Source organism: Helicobacter didelphidarum (assembly GCF_003364195.1).
In the GTDB taxonomy this organism is placed as follows: Bacteria; Campylobacterota; Campylobacteria; order Campylobacterales; family Helicobacteraceae; genus Helicobacter_A; species Helicobacter_A didelphidarum.
In genome coordinates this window covers 1-15,066 of record NZ_NXLQ01000004.1, presented here as the reverse complement: position 1 = coordinate 15,066, position 15,066 = coordinate 1, and the positions used below count along the sequence as shown (strand labels likewise).

The following is a 15,066-nucleotide window of genomic DNA, read 5'->3' as shown; positions in this document are numbered from 1 at the left end:
TATGTTAATAATTGTTGAAGGGAATACTGATAAAAGCTTTATTGAATTGTATTGTAAATACTTGGGCGTAGAGATAAAAGAAAATAGTATAAAGTCCGCAGGTGGAAAAGATGGCTTGAAGTCAATCAAGAGTATAGAAAAATATAATAAAATAAAAATTATTTTTGATGCTGATAATGATATAGCATTGGCAAAAGCTAATATAGAGAAGCAAATACAAGAAATAAGCAAAAATATTTCACAATATGAAATATTTTTATTTCCAAATAATCAAGATAGTGGTAATTTAGAAATCTTATTAGAAAATATGGCAAAAGAAAAATGTATATTAGAATGTTTCACAAAATATGAAGAGTGTTTAAGAAAATTACAAAAAGATAATAGTAATCTAAAATTACCTGCTAAAAAATCTAAAGTTTATGCGTATTTTCATAGTTTTGGATTTAAAAATGGTAATAAAAACTTTGAAATCAATAATGACATATTAAACTTAGATTCTGACTATTTGATACCACTGAAAGAATTTTTAGAGAAATAGTGTATTTATCATACCTTAGATATGTTAGTGGGAGGAGATAGAACAACAACGGAGCGTATATGAAACAATTTTTACTTCTCATGAGCCTTATATTTTTTCACTCCGCTGCATTTGCGGAGAATCTATCAGCACAAAATCCATCATCACAAGGAGCAAAAACGATGAAGCAGCGGTATTTTAGCACGCCTTTTTTAAGCTATTTTTATAGTGATGATGAGGGGGTGCAGTATGATGAGAGGCAAAAATTTGTTACAAAAAAGGGGTTTGCAGGTCGCTATCCTATTGATATTATAGAATCTGCAAGCGGAGTGCAGGATAAAAATGGATATGATATTTATGCAAGTGATATTGTGCGTTTGCAGGACTTCAAAAAGCCCCTTGTTGTGAAATATGATGAGAAAGTGGGGTTTTATCTCTCGTGTGAATGGGGTGAGACGCTCTGCAAGGCTGAATTTGGCGAAAAAATAATTGACAAAAAAATGGCTGATACAAAAACGACTGATGATATAGGTAGGCTTAAAGACGCACTTAGCAATATCAATCCAAGCAAACTGCAGGTTATAGGCAATGTGAGAAATCATAGATTCCGCGCATTGAAGCAAGTTTTCACGCATAGAGGCTATACAAGCATTATCGCTCTTATTCGGCGTGATGAGGGACAATGGCTCAATGGTTATGTGCTTTTTGATAAAGGTGCGTTTTTTAGGATTTTCCCTGCGTTTAGGGATATACCGGGTAATGTCAATGTCGCTGGTTTCCGCAATGGAGTAGGGAGCGATTTTGCAGATTGGAGCGAAAATAGGTCGCAGCTTTATACTTATGAGGCTTTTGATTTTGCAGTGAGTATTCCTATCACTTATGCGGAGTTTGGCTATAAATCTAGCGTTTTGGAAGAGAGTGGCTTTGAGCAAGAGGAGACTGATCCTTTTGTGGTTTTTGGCTTTTCTTTATCAGAGTTGCCTGACAAAAGTATGCACCTAAGCGAAGAGAGGGCAATGCAAAATATCGATGAGATGATAGATGTCTATGAAGCGAAGCTCCAAGCCCTGCGATGAAGAGGTTGAAAAATCCAAATGATAGAGGTAATATAAATTTTAATAATATCAATTTATAAAGTTTGACATATCATATAGCAAAATATGCGTTTAAGAAATTTCATTTTTTGTAGAGAATCTAAACAAAAACAAAAATATTAAAGTATATAGTATAGAATTACAAAGTTCATTCGACAATAGTATTAGTTTTTATTAGATATTTATAAATCTGAAAGATATTGATAGAATAGGGCAAAAACTTTATAAGAATATTTTTAACAAAGGAACTCAATGTTATCGCGAGATATTGTAACTTATTCTAAGGTTCGCTATGAATTGCGTGCTTATATGTGCTATCTTTTTACACAAAATATTAAGAATTTTATGCCAGCGACAAACTTGGATGGCGTTTTAGAAGGCTTAATGCGAATTAAAGGTGAGATTAAGAATTTTGATTCTATGTATATTTTAGATAAAAATGGCATACAAGTCAGTGATACATTTCAGAGAAATGAAAATATCCCAAATGAGGGTAAAAATTTTTCAAATCGTGCATATTTTTATGAGGCACTTGATGAGCAGAGGTGTATTATCACTAATCCTTATCCTTCAAAAATTGATGGGAATCTTGTTGTAACCGCAGCATACCCTGTTTATAATCAAGCACATGAGCTACTTTTTGTCGTTTGTATTGATGTTCATTTGAGGGAAGCAATAAAAATTAGTGCACCAAGTTGGTTTTTTGGGTTTTTCTCAAATTTTAGCATTATCATGTATTTTGTCTTTTCACTTTCCCTTGCTTTTATAGCACTTGTTCTCACGATTAAGGGTATGGTAAAATTTTGGTCAGATGATTTGCTCAAGTTTGAGCATTTTAAAGTTGAGGATATATTTGAATCTACGATTTTATTAACACTTGCTTTAGCGATTTTTGACCTTGTGAAAGCAATTTTTGAAGAAGAAGTATTGGGAAAAAATGTCGGACAAAAAACCTACACTGTGCATAAAACTATGATACGATTTTTAGGTTCTATCATTGTTGCTTTAGCGATTGAAGCATTAATGCTTGTATTTAAATTCACTATTTATTCTCCCGAAAAACTTTTATTTTCTGTGTTTTTAATTATCGGTGTAGCGATTTTACTTATTGCATTGGCAATTTATGTAAAATTTGCGTATGGTGCAAAAAGTGAAAAATAATGCTTAATGAAATATATCAATTTTTATAATAATTTAGATTCTAAAAAAGACTGGGATTTGAAGAGTTTGAGGTTTTAAAAACTTATAATCTATTTTGTATGTAGTATAGAGATGAATTATAGTTATCTCAAATAGGCAGAGGCTTTGTGTTTGTATTTCCTCACTCTCCTGTATTTTATTGTTTCTTGTGCATTATAGAGATATTAGTATATATTTTCTCGTTCCCATGAGAGTAAGCTAGATTCTAAAAGTTGGCGATTAATTTTCTTTGCTAAAATATCCCTTGCTTCAAAGAAATTATCAAATATTGGGAGATACTCACTCCCTACTACACTTTTTATCGTATTTTTGCCAAAACCTTTCGTGCCTTGCGTGGTCTTTACTTTTGTAATCCTTGTATCATTTTTGCCTGTAAATACAATCTTAATTGCCATATACTTTACTTATGCAAAAGTTGCAATGAGAAGATTCTATGATTGTGATTCTAAATTCCAAAAATTTACCTCCTTATCCTTTTGGGCTTAGAATCTATAATGCGATTCTTTTGCTAGGCTCAACCATAAAAGCTGTTGTCGCAGACATGTAGTTATTTCTCATAGCCCTTTATCTGCGAATGATGAATATAGCCTATCATAGCTTTGCTTACATCATTAACATTTGGCGGGAAATAGAGGACTTTTACCCATTGAGATTTTTTAGAGTCTTTGTTAAAATCTTTATCTTGTGTATTTTTTGCATCAATAAGTTTTTGCCAAGTAAAAATCTCACCAAGCCAAGAGTATTGCTCCTTTATTATATCAAAATCAAGATTCCATAGGAGAATCTTATCAAACTCATTCATCTCTATTTGTGTCAGAATCTTGCCATTTGGACTTTCTCGGAGATTGACATAGCTCTCTTTACTTTCTAAGGTAAGTGCAAAATTATACTCAGGCACATCCATGTAATTATCCCTATCATAAGGCTTACTAGAGATTTTTCTTATGATTTGGAGATTCTCTATCTCTCCTCGATTTCCCATACTACACGCAGAATAATCTACCTGAAATATATCCTTTAGCGTAAAGCTCACTTCATAGGTAATCTCACCTGCGAGGTATTCACGAAACCATTGTGGGATAGTAGGTAAAAATGTATTATAAATCTTTTCATCAGGTTTGATTTCAACAATAAAGCCTTGTTGTAAAAATTCAGGGAGAGTTTTATCATTTGGCTTAAAATGAATAGATTCAAATGCACTACATGCACCTTCTTGATAGTTTCTTTTAAGCGTTAGTGTGCCTTTGAATCTGATAGGCTTTTTTATCTTATAATCGCAGTTTTTCTCTCCGTCACTATCATAGCAAAAATTCTTTAATTTCCCATTTTTTTGTATTGATCCATCAGTATAAATGGGTTCAAAATATGTGTAAGCAAATTTTAGCTCTTTGCGACATTTTTCATTGAATTGCACTTCATGATATGCATGTCTGCAAGGTTCTCCCAGAAGAAATTGAAGCCAATATTCAGGTTTATCTCGGTCAAATTCATCATATATTCGCATTGGTCTTTCTTGTATAGTTTTAGATTCTGTTTGAATTTGAGATTTATTAGCGATAACTTCGCTAGATTTTGCATGACACACCATACTTAGCAATATTCCTAATCCTACAATAATTTTCATCATCTTTCCTTTTCAACTCCTAAATATTACAATAATTTTATCAATTATAATATCATTATGATGTATTGAAGAATAAAAACCACTGAACTATTTAGCATCAAAAATTGTAATTATCCGTTATTTATTTTTTGAAATAAATTTTGGATGTTTTAACCTACCATTTGGAGTGTTAAGTTTATAATATTCTAAAAGCGTGGGAATATAAGTTTCTAATTGTTTGATTTTTCGTTCAATATCAAGGTAATAGTTTTGTGCTTGACGATTGGTTTGACTAGAGCTTTTCCATGCAAAGCCTTTATTATAGGATTTTACAACATTTTTCATATTGTTGTTATGCACCTTAGCCCAATAACGCAAATTATCGAGTGCGATTGATGAGGCAAGTTGTATATCTGTTACAAGCATTTGTCCAACGACATTACGAATAAATGGTGAATCTTTATAACTTGTGTATTTTTTAATCACACTCGGAATATGGGCATGATAGACTCCCGCAGAAGGATCTGAAAAATTAATAAGATATTCTCCTGCACACGACTCTTTCCATGCGATTGCTGCCATTAAGTATCCAAAGTTATATTCTTTTCCATAATAATAGGCATAGAGTAAAATTTCTTGCTGTTCTGTTGTAAAATCTTGTAAAGCTATACATGTTCCCTTGATTTTTATCCCATTTGTATTTTGTGCAAAACATAGAAATTGTGATGGAAAAAATACAAGAATAAAGAGTGCATATAATATTCTTTGCATTTTAAAAACCTTTTTGGACTTTTATTTGCTAAAATTATGAAATTATAATTAAAAAAGGGAAACTAAAAAATGGCGGAATTATTAATTGAAGTTTTTACAGAAGAATTACCAGCATTACCACTTCTTAAAGTTATTCCTGAAATACAGGAAAATTGGAAAAAGATTCTTATGCAATACTCACTGGAGTCTCCATTTGATTTTTTTTATACTCCAAGAAGATTGGTGCTTATTCATAAAAATTTTCCATTGCAACAAGCAGATGTAATGATGCAAAGTTATGGCGCACCACTTTCTATGGCTTACAATGCAGATAAAACACCCTCAAAAGCTATGCAGAGTTTTTTAGCCAAAAATAATATTACAGAAGCCGAAGTTAAACATACAAAAAAAGATGGTAAGGAGGTATTATTTTATGAAAAGTGTGTTAAGGGGAAACAATCCAAAGAGATTCTAGCAGATATGGTAAAACAATGGCTTGAAAGTTTAAATTTTGGTAAAAGTATGCGTTGGGCAAATTGTAAGCAAAGTTTTATTCGTCCAATACGAAATATTTGTATTTTGCTTGATTCTGAATTTATTGTATGTAATGCGTATAATATACAAGCAAATAATATTATTGTTGCACATAGACAGGCTATTCCAAAATCTCACACACAACAATCACACACAACAAATCCAACATATAACTCATATCCAAATTCTACAATAGGGGTTACATCTCCCATTAATAGTGTGCAAGAATATCTTGATTTTTTATCTGATAATGGGATAATTTTAAATCAAGAGGAACGAAGGCAAAAGATTCTTGCACAAATTAGAGAAATTGAAAAAAAACATGATGTTCAAGTTGAAAGTGATATTGATTTACTTAATGAGATTGTTGCCATCACAGAATATCCGACAGCATTATTTGGACAATTTGATAAAAGGTTTCTTAGTATTCCCAAAGAAATGATTATTACCTCTATGAAAGAAAATCAAAGATACTTTGCACTTTATAAAGATTCTAAACTTTTTCATGGTTTCATTGTTGTAAGTAACGCTTTTCATGCCGATTTCTCTTTAATTGTAAGAGGAAATGAAAAGGTCTTACGAGCAAGGCTTCAAGATGCAGAGTTTTTCTATCTTAATGATTTAAAATCAAAAATGAGTTTTGGTGACCTTAATACAATTATTTTTATGAATGGTGCTGGGAATCTTCATGATAAAGTGAAGCGAGAAACTAAACTCGCACACAATCTTATTGATCTCTTAAATATCGTAGCAAAACGCACAAAAGTTGTTGATGAAAGACTTATTATCCAGGAACAAGAAAAAGAACTTGTTCTACAATCTCTCCAAATTGCAAAAAATGATTTACTTTCTCAAAGCGTTGGTGAATTTCCGGAATTACAAGGTGTTATGGGTTCATATTTTGCAAAAGATTTGCAAAAAGATTCTGAAATTTGTTGTGCTGTTTTAGAACAATATTTACCACATGGAATAGATTCTTCATTGCCAAGCAGACGGATAAGTGCAATTGTGAATCTTGCGATTAAAGCTGATAGTATTTTCACACTTTTTAGCCTTAATAAGATTCCAACTGGCTCAAAAGATCCCTTTGCATTGCGTCGGCAAGCAAGTGCTTTCCTTAGAATCTGCCATCAATTTGACTTTGATATAAGTGTTCGTGAAGTTTGCGAACTTTCAACAGTCGGTTATAATAGCTTTCAACAAGAAGTATTGTATAGTTTTATTACTGAACGTATTTATGGTGTTTTTGCGAATATTAATCCAAGTATTGTGCGGTGTGTGCTTTTGCGTGATTTTGGTATTAAGACAAGTTTTGATAAGATTTTAGCTCTTGCATGTTATTTTGATGGCGTGGATATTAAATCCGCAATAGGCACATTTAAACGGGTTGCAAATATTTTAAAAACCAATAAAATAGATAATACATACATTATCGATACTACATTATTTGAAGAAACGGAACAACATCTTTATGAGAGCTTGCTTACTTATCAAGAAAGTATAAAAAATGAACTTAAAAGAGACACAGATTCTGAAACTTTTTTAGCAAGAATACAGAATCTCTTTAAGTTAGAAGAGAAGCTTAATAGGGTGTTTGATAATGTGCTTATTCATACCGATGATGAACACCTCCGAATGAATCGCACAGGCTTGATTGCACTTGTATTTCAGGAATTTTTAGAGTTTGGGGATATGCGTGAGATTACCTTATAAGCTGGTTATTTAACGAATTCAATATTCAAACATATCAAAAGAGTTTGCAATGAGATTCTCTATTTCTGGAATAATTATAGGTATTTATAATAATAAAAAATGAATATAATGTTTTGTATTTTTATAGAAAAATCTCTTTAAAAAAAAAGATTCTCATAAAATTTATAAAATTATTGTATAATTCTTTTTTTGTGAAAAAACTCACATGCTAATCCTATAAAATTGGTTGCTTATGATAAATAAGTTAAGGAGCATGGTGGCTAAACCAATTCACAAATCATTATTTTATTTGTTAGGAGAATTTCATGGTTACTATGAAAGATTTATTAGAATGCGGTGTTCATTTTGGACATCAAACAAGGCGTTGGAATCCAAAAATGAAAAAATTTATTTTTGGTGTTCGTAAAAATATTCATATTATAGATTTACAAAAAACTTTGCGGTATTTTCGTTATACCTATAATGTTGTGCGAGATGCCACAAGCGAAGGTAAGGTAATTATGTTTGTTGGCACAAAGAAACAAGCAAGCGAAACGCTTAAAGAATATGCAGAAAAAGTGGGTGCACCTTATGTAAATTATCGTTGGCTTGGAGGTATGCTTACAAATTTTAGCACAATAAAAAAATCTGTGCATAAATTAGAAGTTATTGAAGAAATGGAATCTAGTGGGCAAATTGATTTGCTCACAAAGAAAGAAAAACTTATGCTTATGCGTAAAAAAGAAAAGCTCAATAAATATCTTGGTGGTGTGCGTCATCTTAAAAAAGCTCCAGATATGCTTTTTATAATTGACACCCTTAAGGAAAAAATTGCCGTAGGTGAAGCGAGAAGACTCGGCATACCTGTTGTAGCGCCACTTGATACAAATTGTGATCCTGACCTTATTGATTATCCGATACCTGGCAATGATGATGCAATTCGCTCAATACAGCTTTTTTGTAAAGAAATTAGTGATGCGATAGTTGAGGGACGCGAGATGAATGGCGTTGAAGGTGATCAAAGGGCAGAGTATGTGTCAGCAAATGCAGCTTTAGCAACAGAGGAAGAGAAGCAGGAATTGCTAAATGAAATAAAAGACAAAAACTTTGAGCAATCTATTGTAAAAGAATAATAAATAATGAAATTTTTATAAAATTAAATACCCAAAACTATCTAAGTGGTTGATATGAAATTAAAATATTTCTTTAGAGTTCATACAATCATTTTTGATAATAAAGGGAATATTAAAGTGATATGCAATTAAGACTTATTTAAGGATATATTATGAGAGATGAAACAAAAGATGTTGTACAAGAAATTTCGGCTAAACTTGTTAAGCAATTACGAGATAAGACAGATGCTGGGATTATGGAGTGTAAAAATGCACTTAAAGAATGTTCGGGGAATATTGATAAGGCTATTGAATATTTACGACAAAAAGGTTTAAATAAAGCTGCAAAAAAAGCTGATAGAATAGCTGCTGAAGGTGTTATTGCAATGAAAGTTTCAGATGATTTTACACGAGCGACTCTTGTAGAGGTAAATTCTGAAACAGATTTTGTTGCAAAGAACGAGGCTTTTCAAGAGCTTGTAACAAATGTTGTTAATATCGGCTTTGATCATAATCTTAGTGATACTAAGCAATTAATGGAGCTTCATATTAACAATACAACTTTTGAAGAGTATTTAAAACAAAAAATTGCAACTATTGGAGAAAACATTGTTATTCGACGTATTATTACAATCACTTGCACTCCAAACCAAATCATAAATGGTTACCTCCATCATAATAAAAAAATTGGTGCTATTGTTGTATTGGAATCTAAAGATTCCAATAATCGCAATAAATTACAAGAATTGGTAAAATATCTTAGTATGCAAGTCGCTTCAATGAAGCCAAAAGTAATTTCTTATAAAGAACTTGATAGTGAGTTTGTGACAAAAGAACGGGTGGCAATTATTGCAGAGCTAGAAAAGGAAAATGAAGAATTAGCAAGACTTGGGAAGCCTTTGCATAGGATTCCTGAATATGTTAGTCGATTAGAATTAAATGATTCTGTATTAAAAAATACAGAAGAAGAACTGAAAGAAAAACTTAAAAAAGAGGGAAAACCAGAAAAAATTTGGGATAAGATTTTACCCGGGCAGCTTGAGAGATTCATTCAAGATAATACAATTCTTGATCAACGGTTAACATTATTAGGGCAATTTTATACGCTTGATGATAAAAAAAGTGTGGAACAAGTTATTAATGCAAAGGCTAAAGAACTAAAAGATACCATTAATATTGTATCTTTCAAAAATTTTGAATTAGGCGAAGGAATTGAGAAAAAAGCAGATGATTTTGCAACAGAGGTTGCAGCCCAAATGAAATAAGAATAAACTTGGTTTATTGATTATTTTTTAAAACCATACTTGTTATATAAAGAGTGTATAACGAGTAATTTTCCACAATGATACAAAAAATCTATGAAAGCCTTTTATAGTTTCAAGGATTAAAAGTAAAAGATGCATTATTCTTTTATATAAATATAGACTTGAGATTACAATTCCAATAAATTACTTTTTTATCAATTTGGATTTAAAAATAACAAAACCTTTTATTATTAATATTTATAAATTCTAATTTTATTATGTATTAATAATAAAAATTCTTTATTATTGAAATCTCAATGGGATGTTATTATGAAAACAGGATCTTTTCAAAAAAATAAGATATATTACAAAACAAATAGTAATTCTTATCAGGCAACAAAACAACAAAAAGGTAAAATAAGCAAAAAGAATAGTAATAATACACAAAAAAAGGATTTTAAACAAAATACGGTAGTGCAGAATGACAATAAACACAATACTCAACACGTAACAAAATATTCCAATAAACAAATAAGTAAAAAAATCATATCGAACAAATGCGATATTAAAGATCGTGGTAATCTTGATAAGAATAATACACAATCAGTTGGGGAGAAGGCATATAATCTTCTTGCAAAACAAGAAAATATTTCTATTAATAAGGCAAAGAATCTTATTGATAGTGGAATGGTCAGTGCAAAAGGAGTGCGCATTAAAATTGGGCGGATTATTCTTCCAAATAATACAAAATTTGAAGTTATGCAACCGCTATTGAATACAATTTTTGAGAATGAGGACTTGTTAATACTTGATAAAGGGGTAGGTATTGAAAGTTATAGCTTGGAACAACAATATAGTCCATATAAACTTATTAATAGATTGGATAGAGACACAAGCGGGATTATTTTACTCGCAAAAAATAAGGAAGTGCGAAAAAGGGCAATTTCGGAGTTTAAACAAAGGAAAGTTCATAAAATTTATCTTGCATTGGTGAGTGGAAAAATTCATGATGAAATAAAAATAAATAAAAGAATTAATACAGATAAAAATACACATGCAACAAGCTATATTGCAACAACGGGAAAAGATGCACTTAGCATTGTTCAGCCATTGCGTATTCTTAATGGCAATACATTTGTCCAAATCGATATTCCAACAGGGAGAACTCATCAAATACGTATACATTTAGCAAGTATAAAGCACCCTATTATTGGTGATATTCTCTATGGAAATGATTCCATAGCATCAAAACGTCTTATGTTGCACTGCCATAAAACTTCATTGCTCGGATATGAATTTGTAAGCAAACTCAATGTTGAAAAAGAATTTGGCATTGAATAAACTAACCTATTTATGTTCCATAAAACAATTTTTTTTCTAAAACTCATTTATTCTCATTCTTTAGAAAAGATTGCAAATCTCTGTCGGATCGAGAGAAAATAGAGAGTTTTCTGGTTTTATGATTACCGGAAGTGTTAAAAAGATTCCATGAACTTGAGCCAATGAGAGAATATATAATATTCTAATAAATATTATATATGATACTATCATAGTAATTTTTCATTTGATTTTTTATCATGTATAGGTTATGATATATTTATGATTTTAGATTCTATATACCGATATGATAGCAATCTTAATAGCAAAAAATTATACAAGACAGTCTGATTGTAATTTTATTTTGTTATAATTTAAAAAAGCTCTAAAAAGAGCAACTATATTATAAAATTAGGATATTCTATGAATAAGATTTATCAAATCAAAGGCTTTACTCCATTTATTATTGTAACTTTTATTAATGCCTTTATCGACTTGGGACATAAGATTCTTATGTTAAATATCATCTATAAATCTTTTGAACAAAGTCATCACCTTATTTACAATTCTGTCGCAAATATTCTCATTATTTTACCTTTCATTTTGTTATTTTCACCATCTGGATTTCTTAGCGATAAATATCCTAAAAATACCATTTTAAAAATTGGGGCATTAATTAACCTTATTTTGCTTGGTATTGTTCTACTTTTTTATCTTATTGGATTCTTTTGGGGTGCATTTTATATGACTTTGCTTTTAGGTATGCAAGCAGCAATTTATTCACCAGCAAAATATGGCTATATTAAAGAGCTTGTAGGAAAAGAGAATCTTACTTGGGGGAATGGTGTAGTGCAGGCAGTGGCAATTGTTGCTATGCTTGGGGGAACAATATTCTTTTCTGCACTCTTTGAGAGAATCTACACAGATGGGATAACTAATCCAGATTCTATTATACAACAAATGTCTTTTCTTGCAATTTTGCTTTGTGTATTTGCATTTTTAGAGTTTATTCTAAGTTTTCGATTACCAACATTGCATAATATCAACAACATTGTATTTGATAAAGCTAAATATATACGAGGAGAATTATTAAAAAATAATCTCAAAGTGATTAAAAAACATAGAATGGTTTATCTTTCCGTGCTTTTTATTGCAGTATTTTGGACGATAGCACAACTTATTACAGATGTATTTCCTGTTTATGCAAAAAACATCCTTTATGTTAGTGATACAACCTTAGTCAATGCTGTTATAGCATGTTCTGGTTTAGGTATTATTGTTGGTTCAGTTATTGCTGGGCGGTGTTCTAAAAATTATATTGAAACTGGCTTGATTCCGCTTGGTGCATGTATTATGTTTCTTGTCCTACTATTTTTTGGTGTATTTCATTCATTATTAAGTATTGGAATCTTATTTTTTCTCTTTGGTCTAGGAGGTGCTCTCTATATTGTTCCTCTTAATGCTCTTATGCAATTTTATACAAATGATAAGGAATTAGGGGTAACACTTGCTGGGAATAATTTTATTCAGAATATAGGAATGCTTCTATCTCTTTGTGTTGCAACACTTTTTGGCATGCAAGATTTACCTGTTGAATGGCTTTTTTACCTAAGTGCCATACTAAGTTTTTTTGCGATGATTTATACGATAAAAATTATGCCTTTTTCACTTGTAAGGATTCTTGTGAATATAGCAATTTTACAACGTTATCGCCTAAATGTTGAAGGTTTTAATAATATCCCACAAGATGGTGGTGTTTTGCTTTTAGGGAATCATATTTCATTTATTGATTGGGCAATCGTGCAAATGGCATTACCCAAAAAAGTCTATTTTGTCATGGAAAAAAGTATTTATTCTCGTTGGTATATTAAATTCTTTCTCGATTTTTTTGCTGTAATACCTGTTTCGACTCTCGCTAGTCGCGGTGCAATAGAGCAGATTCAGCAAAGGCTAACAAATGGCGATATAGTTTGCCTTTTTCCTGAAGGTGTAATTAGCCGACATGGGCATTTAAATGAGTTTAAAGGTGGCTTTGAAAAAATAGCACGAGGTGTTGAGACAGATAAAGCCGTTATTTTACCATTTTATATTCGTGGTATGTGGGGAAGTATTTTTAGCAGAAGCAATGAACAATTCAGAGAACGCAAAAAAAGCTTTACAAAACGAAATGTAAGCATTGCTTTTGGTGGTCCCATAGACTTACATACCTCTAAAGATAAAATTAAAGCAAAAGTCTTTGAAATGAGCTTCAAGGCATGGGAACATCAATGTCAAAATTTCTCTACACTCGCAGGGAGCTTTATAGAATCTTGCAAACGAGGTGGTGGTGAAATAGCCGTAGTAGATATGCAATCTGGGGGTATGTCTTATCGCAGACTTTTAACCCTTTGCGTTATGCTTAGCCAGGATATGAAAGAATTGAGTTTTCAATCTTTACCTAAAAAAACCAATCCTTGTTCTTTGCCAAATGATTGTATTGGGGTAATGTTACCTGCTTCATTGGCGGGAATAATTTGTAATTTTTCTACAATTATATCTGGGAAAATTGTTGTAAATCTCAATTTTACAGCAGGGGAGAATGCGATTCAATCAGCTATACAAGCCGCACATATTAGTCATATTTATACTTCAAGGCAGTTTTTAGAAAAACTTAAAAATAAGGGGATAGAATTTGACTTTAGCAATGTTACACTGCATTACATGGAGGATATTGTAGAAGATATTAAAAAACAAAAAGCTATTTTTATTGCCAACCTTCTATTTGTAAGTATTGCACCGACATGGCTTTTGAAATTACTTTTTGCAAAAGAAAGTAATATCCATTCGGTATGTGCGATACTCTTTAGCAGTGGGAGTGAGGGCAAACCAAAAGGCGTTATGCTAAGTCATATTAATATTATGAGCAATATAGCCCAAATTGCAGATGTGATTCATGCAAAAAATGATGATTGTATCCTTTCATCATTACCACCATTTCATGCGTTTGGCTTGACCGTTACAACTTTTATGCCTTTGATTGAAAATATGCTTGCAGTTACTTGTCCTGATCCCACAGATTCTATTGCAGTAGCAAAAGCCATTGCACTCAATAAAGTAACTATTATGTGTGCAACTTCAACACTTCTTGGAATCTATGCACGAAATCCAAAAATTGATAGAGTGATGTTTGATAGTATCAGAATTACAGTTGCTGGTGCAGAAAAGCTTAAAAACGAAGTTCGTGAAAACTTTACAATGAAATTTAATAAAACAATCTATGAGGGCTATGGAGCGACAGAGACAACCCCTGTGGCAAGTGTAAATCTCCCTGATGAATTTGATGCGACCTATTGGCAAATCCATAAGGCAAGCAAACTTGGTAGTGTAGGAATGCCACTACCTGGAACAGCAGTCCGCATTGTAGATTATGAGACATTAGAAGAGCTACCAACAGGAGAGCAGGGGCTAATACTTATTGGTGGTCACCAAATCATGGTAGGTTATCTCAATGATGTTGAAAAAACAAATGAAGTCATTGTAGAACTTCATGGTATTCGTTGGTATAAAAGTGGGGATAAGGGGTATCTTGATACCGATGGATTTTTGCATATTACAGATAGATACTCACGATTTGCTAAAATTGGAGGAGAAATGATTAGCCTCTCAAGCATAGAAGAAGAAATTGCAAAAGTCTTTAAACATAAAGAGATTTCAAACGAGGTAAAAATATGTGCAGTTGCCTTAGATGATAGTAAAAAGGGTGAAAAAGTCGTGCTTTTGATTGAGATTCCAAAAACTTTAGAATCTCTTTACAATACGACGAATCCTCACGAACAACAAGTCGAATCAAGCGATATTCACAAAGGCGAGCAACTCATTGATATTATCAAGAAATCTGATATTATTCCCCTCAAGAAACCAAGCGAATATTATTTTGTGGAGAAGATACCAGTGCTTGGTAGTGGGAAGATAGATTTAAAAACAAGTAAAGAACTTGCTGAATCAATTTCGTAGATATATTATA

11 protein-coding genes are annotated in these 15,066 nt (G+C 31.6%); 8 read left to right on the top strand and 3 right to left on the bottom strand.

Translation table 11 applies throughout. The features are described 5' to 3' along the window. The first annotated feature begins 1 nt into the window (after position 1). The 3 genes from CQA53_RS03390 to CQA53_RS03380 all read left to right on the top strand — a co-directional run bounded on the left by CQA53_RS03390 (position 2) and on the right by CQA53_RS03380 (position 2,772). Entirely contained in the window at positions 2-538 is a 537-nt protein-coding gene (locus tag CQA53_RS03390) for a DUF3226 domain-containing protein (RefSeq protein ID WP_115542625.1), read from the top strand. A 59-nt stretch (positions 539-597) separates the two neighbouring features. Beyond that, positions 598-1,593 (top strand): hypothetical protein, encoded by a 996-nt coding sequence (locus tag CQA53_RS03385; RefSeq protein ID WP_115542624.1) that lies wholly within the window; start codon positions 598-600, stop codon positions 1,591-1,593. Between the two features lie 270 nt (positions 1,594-1,863). Further along, entirely contained in the window at positions 1,864-2,772 is a 909-nt protein-coding gene (locus CQA53_RS03380; RefSeq protein ID WP_115542623.1) for a PDC sensor domain-containing protein, read from the top strand. A gap of 203 nt (positions 2,773-2,975) precedes the next feature. Here CQA53_RS03380 and CQA53_RS03375 read toward each other — a convergent pair whose 3' ends face one another. The 3 genes from CQA53_RS03375 to CQA53_RS03365 form a co-directional block, all read right to left on the bottom strand. Further along, positions 2,976-3,206: a hypothetical protein gene (locus CQA53_RS03375; RefSeq protein WP_115542622.1), complete on the bottom strand. Its 231-nt coding sequence runs from the start codon at positions 3,204-3,206 to the stop codon at positions 2,976-2,978. 152 nt (positions 3,207-3,358) lie between these two features. Continuing rightward, the gene (locus CQA53_RS03370; RefSeq protein ID WP_115542621.1) at positions 3,359-4,435 is read right to left on the bottom strand and encodes a hypothetical protein; all 1,077 of its coding nucleotides are present in this window, start codon (positions 4,433-4,435) and stop codon (positions 3,359-3,361) included. A 117-nt stretch (positions 4,436-4,552) separates the two neighbouring features. Then, positions 4,553-5,185: a hypothetical protein gene (locus tag CQA53_RS03365; RefSeq protein WP_115542620.1), complete on the bottom strand. Its 633-nt coding sequence runs from the start codon at positions 5,183-5,185 to the stop codon at positions 4,553-4,555. Between the two features lie 69 nt (positions 5,186-5,254). Here CQA53_RS03365 and glyS point away from each other — a divergent pair, with 69 nt between their 5' ends. The 5 genes from glyS (at position 5,255) to CQA53_RS03340 (ending at position 15,056) form a co-directional block, all read left to right on the top strand. Then, positions 5,255-7,411, top strand: a complete 2,157-nt coding sequence (glyS, locus tag CQA53_RS03360) for a glycine--tRNA ligase subunit beta (protein WP_115542619.1) — start codon at positions 5,255-5,257, stop codon at positions 7,409-7,411. 305 nt (positions 7,412-7,716) lie between these two features. Beyond that, positions 7,717-8,523, top strand: a complete 807-nt coding sequence (gene rpsB / locus CQA53_RS03355) for a 30S ribosomal protein S2 (RefSeq protein WP_115542618.1) — start codon at positions 7,717-7,719, stop codon at positions 8,521-8,523. 152 nt (positions 8,524-8,675) lie between these two features. Next, the gene (tsf, locus tag CQA53_RS03350) at positions 8,676-9,767 is read left to right on the top strand and encodes a translation elongation factor Ts (protein WP_115542617.1); all 1,092 of its coding nucleotides are present in this window, start codon (positions 8,676-8,678) and stop codon (positions 9,765-9,767) included. Between the two features lie 543 nt (positions 9,768-10,310). After that, complete coding sequence (locus CQA53_RS03345; protein ID WP_245945622.1) at positions 10,311-11,087, top strand: RluA family pseudouridine synthase; 777 nt, start codon at positions 10,311-10,313, stop codon at positions 11,085-11,087. Positions 11,088-11,486: 399 nt separating this feature from the next. Continuing rightward, a complete protein-coding gene (locus CQA53_RS03340) occupies positions 11,487-15,056 on the top strand; it encodes an acyl-[ACP]--phospholipid O-acyltransferase (RefSeq protein WP_115542616.1) in 3,570 nt (1,189 codons plus the stop codon). Positions 15,057-15,066: the final 10 nt, after the last annotated feature.

Coding starts and splice junctions, on each gene's coding strand:
- CQA53_RS03390 (WP_115542625.1), top strand. CDS start 2: ATGTTAATAATTGTTGAAGGGAATACTGATAAAAGCTTTATTGAATTG.
- CQA53_RS03385 (WP_115542624.1), top strand. CDS start 598: ATGAAACAATTTTTACTTCTCATGAGCCTTATATTTTTTCACTCCGCT.
- CQA53_RS03380 (WP_115542623.1), top strand. CDS start 1,864: ATGTTATCGCGAGATATTGTAACTTATTCTAAGGTTCGCTATGAATTG.
- CQA53_RS03375 (WP_115542622.1), bottom strand. CDS start 3,206: ATGGCAATTAAGATTGTATTTACAGGCAAAAATGATACAAGGATTACA.
- CQA53_RS03370 (WP_115542621.1), bottom strand. CDS start 4,435: ATGAAAATTATTGTAGGATTAGGAATATTGCTAAGTATGGTGTGTCAT.
- CQA53_RS03365 (WP_115542620.1), bottom strand. CDS start 5,185: ATGCAAAGAATATTATATGCACTCTTTATTCTTGTATTTTTTCCATCA.
- glyS (WP_115542619.1), top strand. CDS start 5,255: ATGGCGGAATTATTAATTGAAGTTTTTACAGAAGAATTACCAGCATTA.
- rpsB (WP_115542618.1), top strand. CDS start 7,717: ATGGTTACTATGAAAGATTTATTAGAATGCGGTGTTCATTTTGGACAT.
- tsf (WP_115542617.1), top strand. CDS start 8,676: ATGAGAGATGAAACAAAAGATGTTGTACAAGAAATTTCGGCTAAACTT.
- CQA53_RS03340 (WP_115542616.1), top strand. CDS start 11,487: ATGAATAAGATTTATCAAATCAAAGGCTTTACTCCATTTATTATTGTA.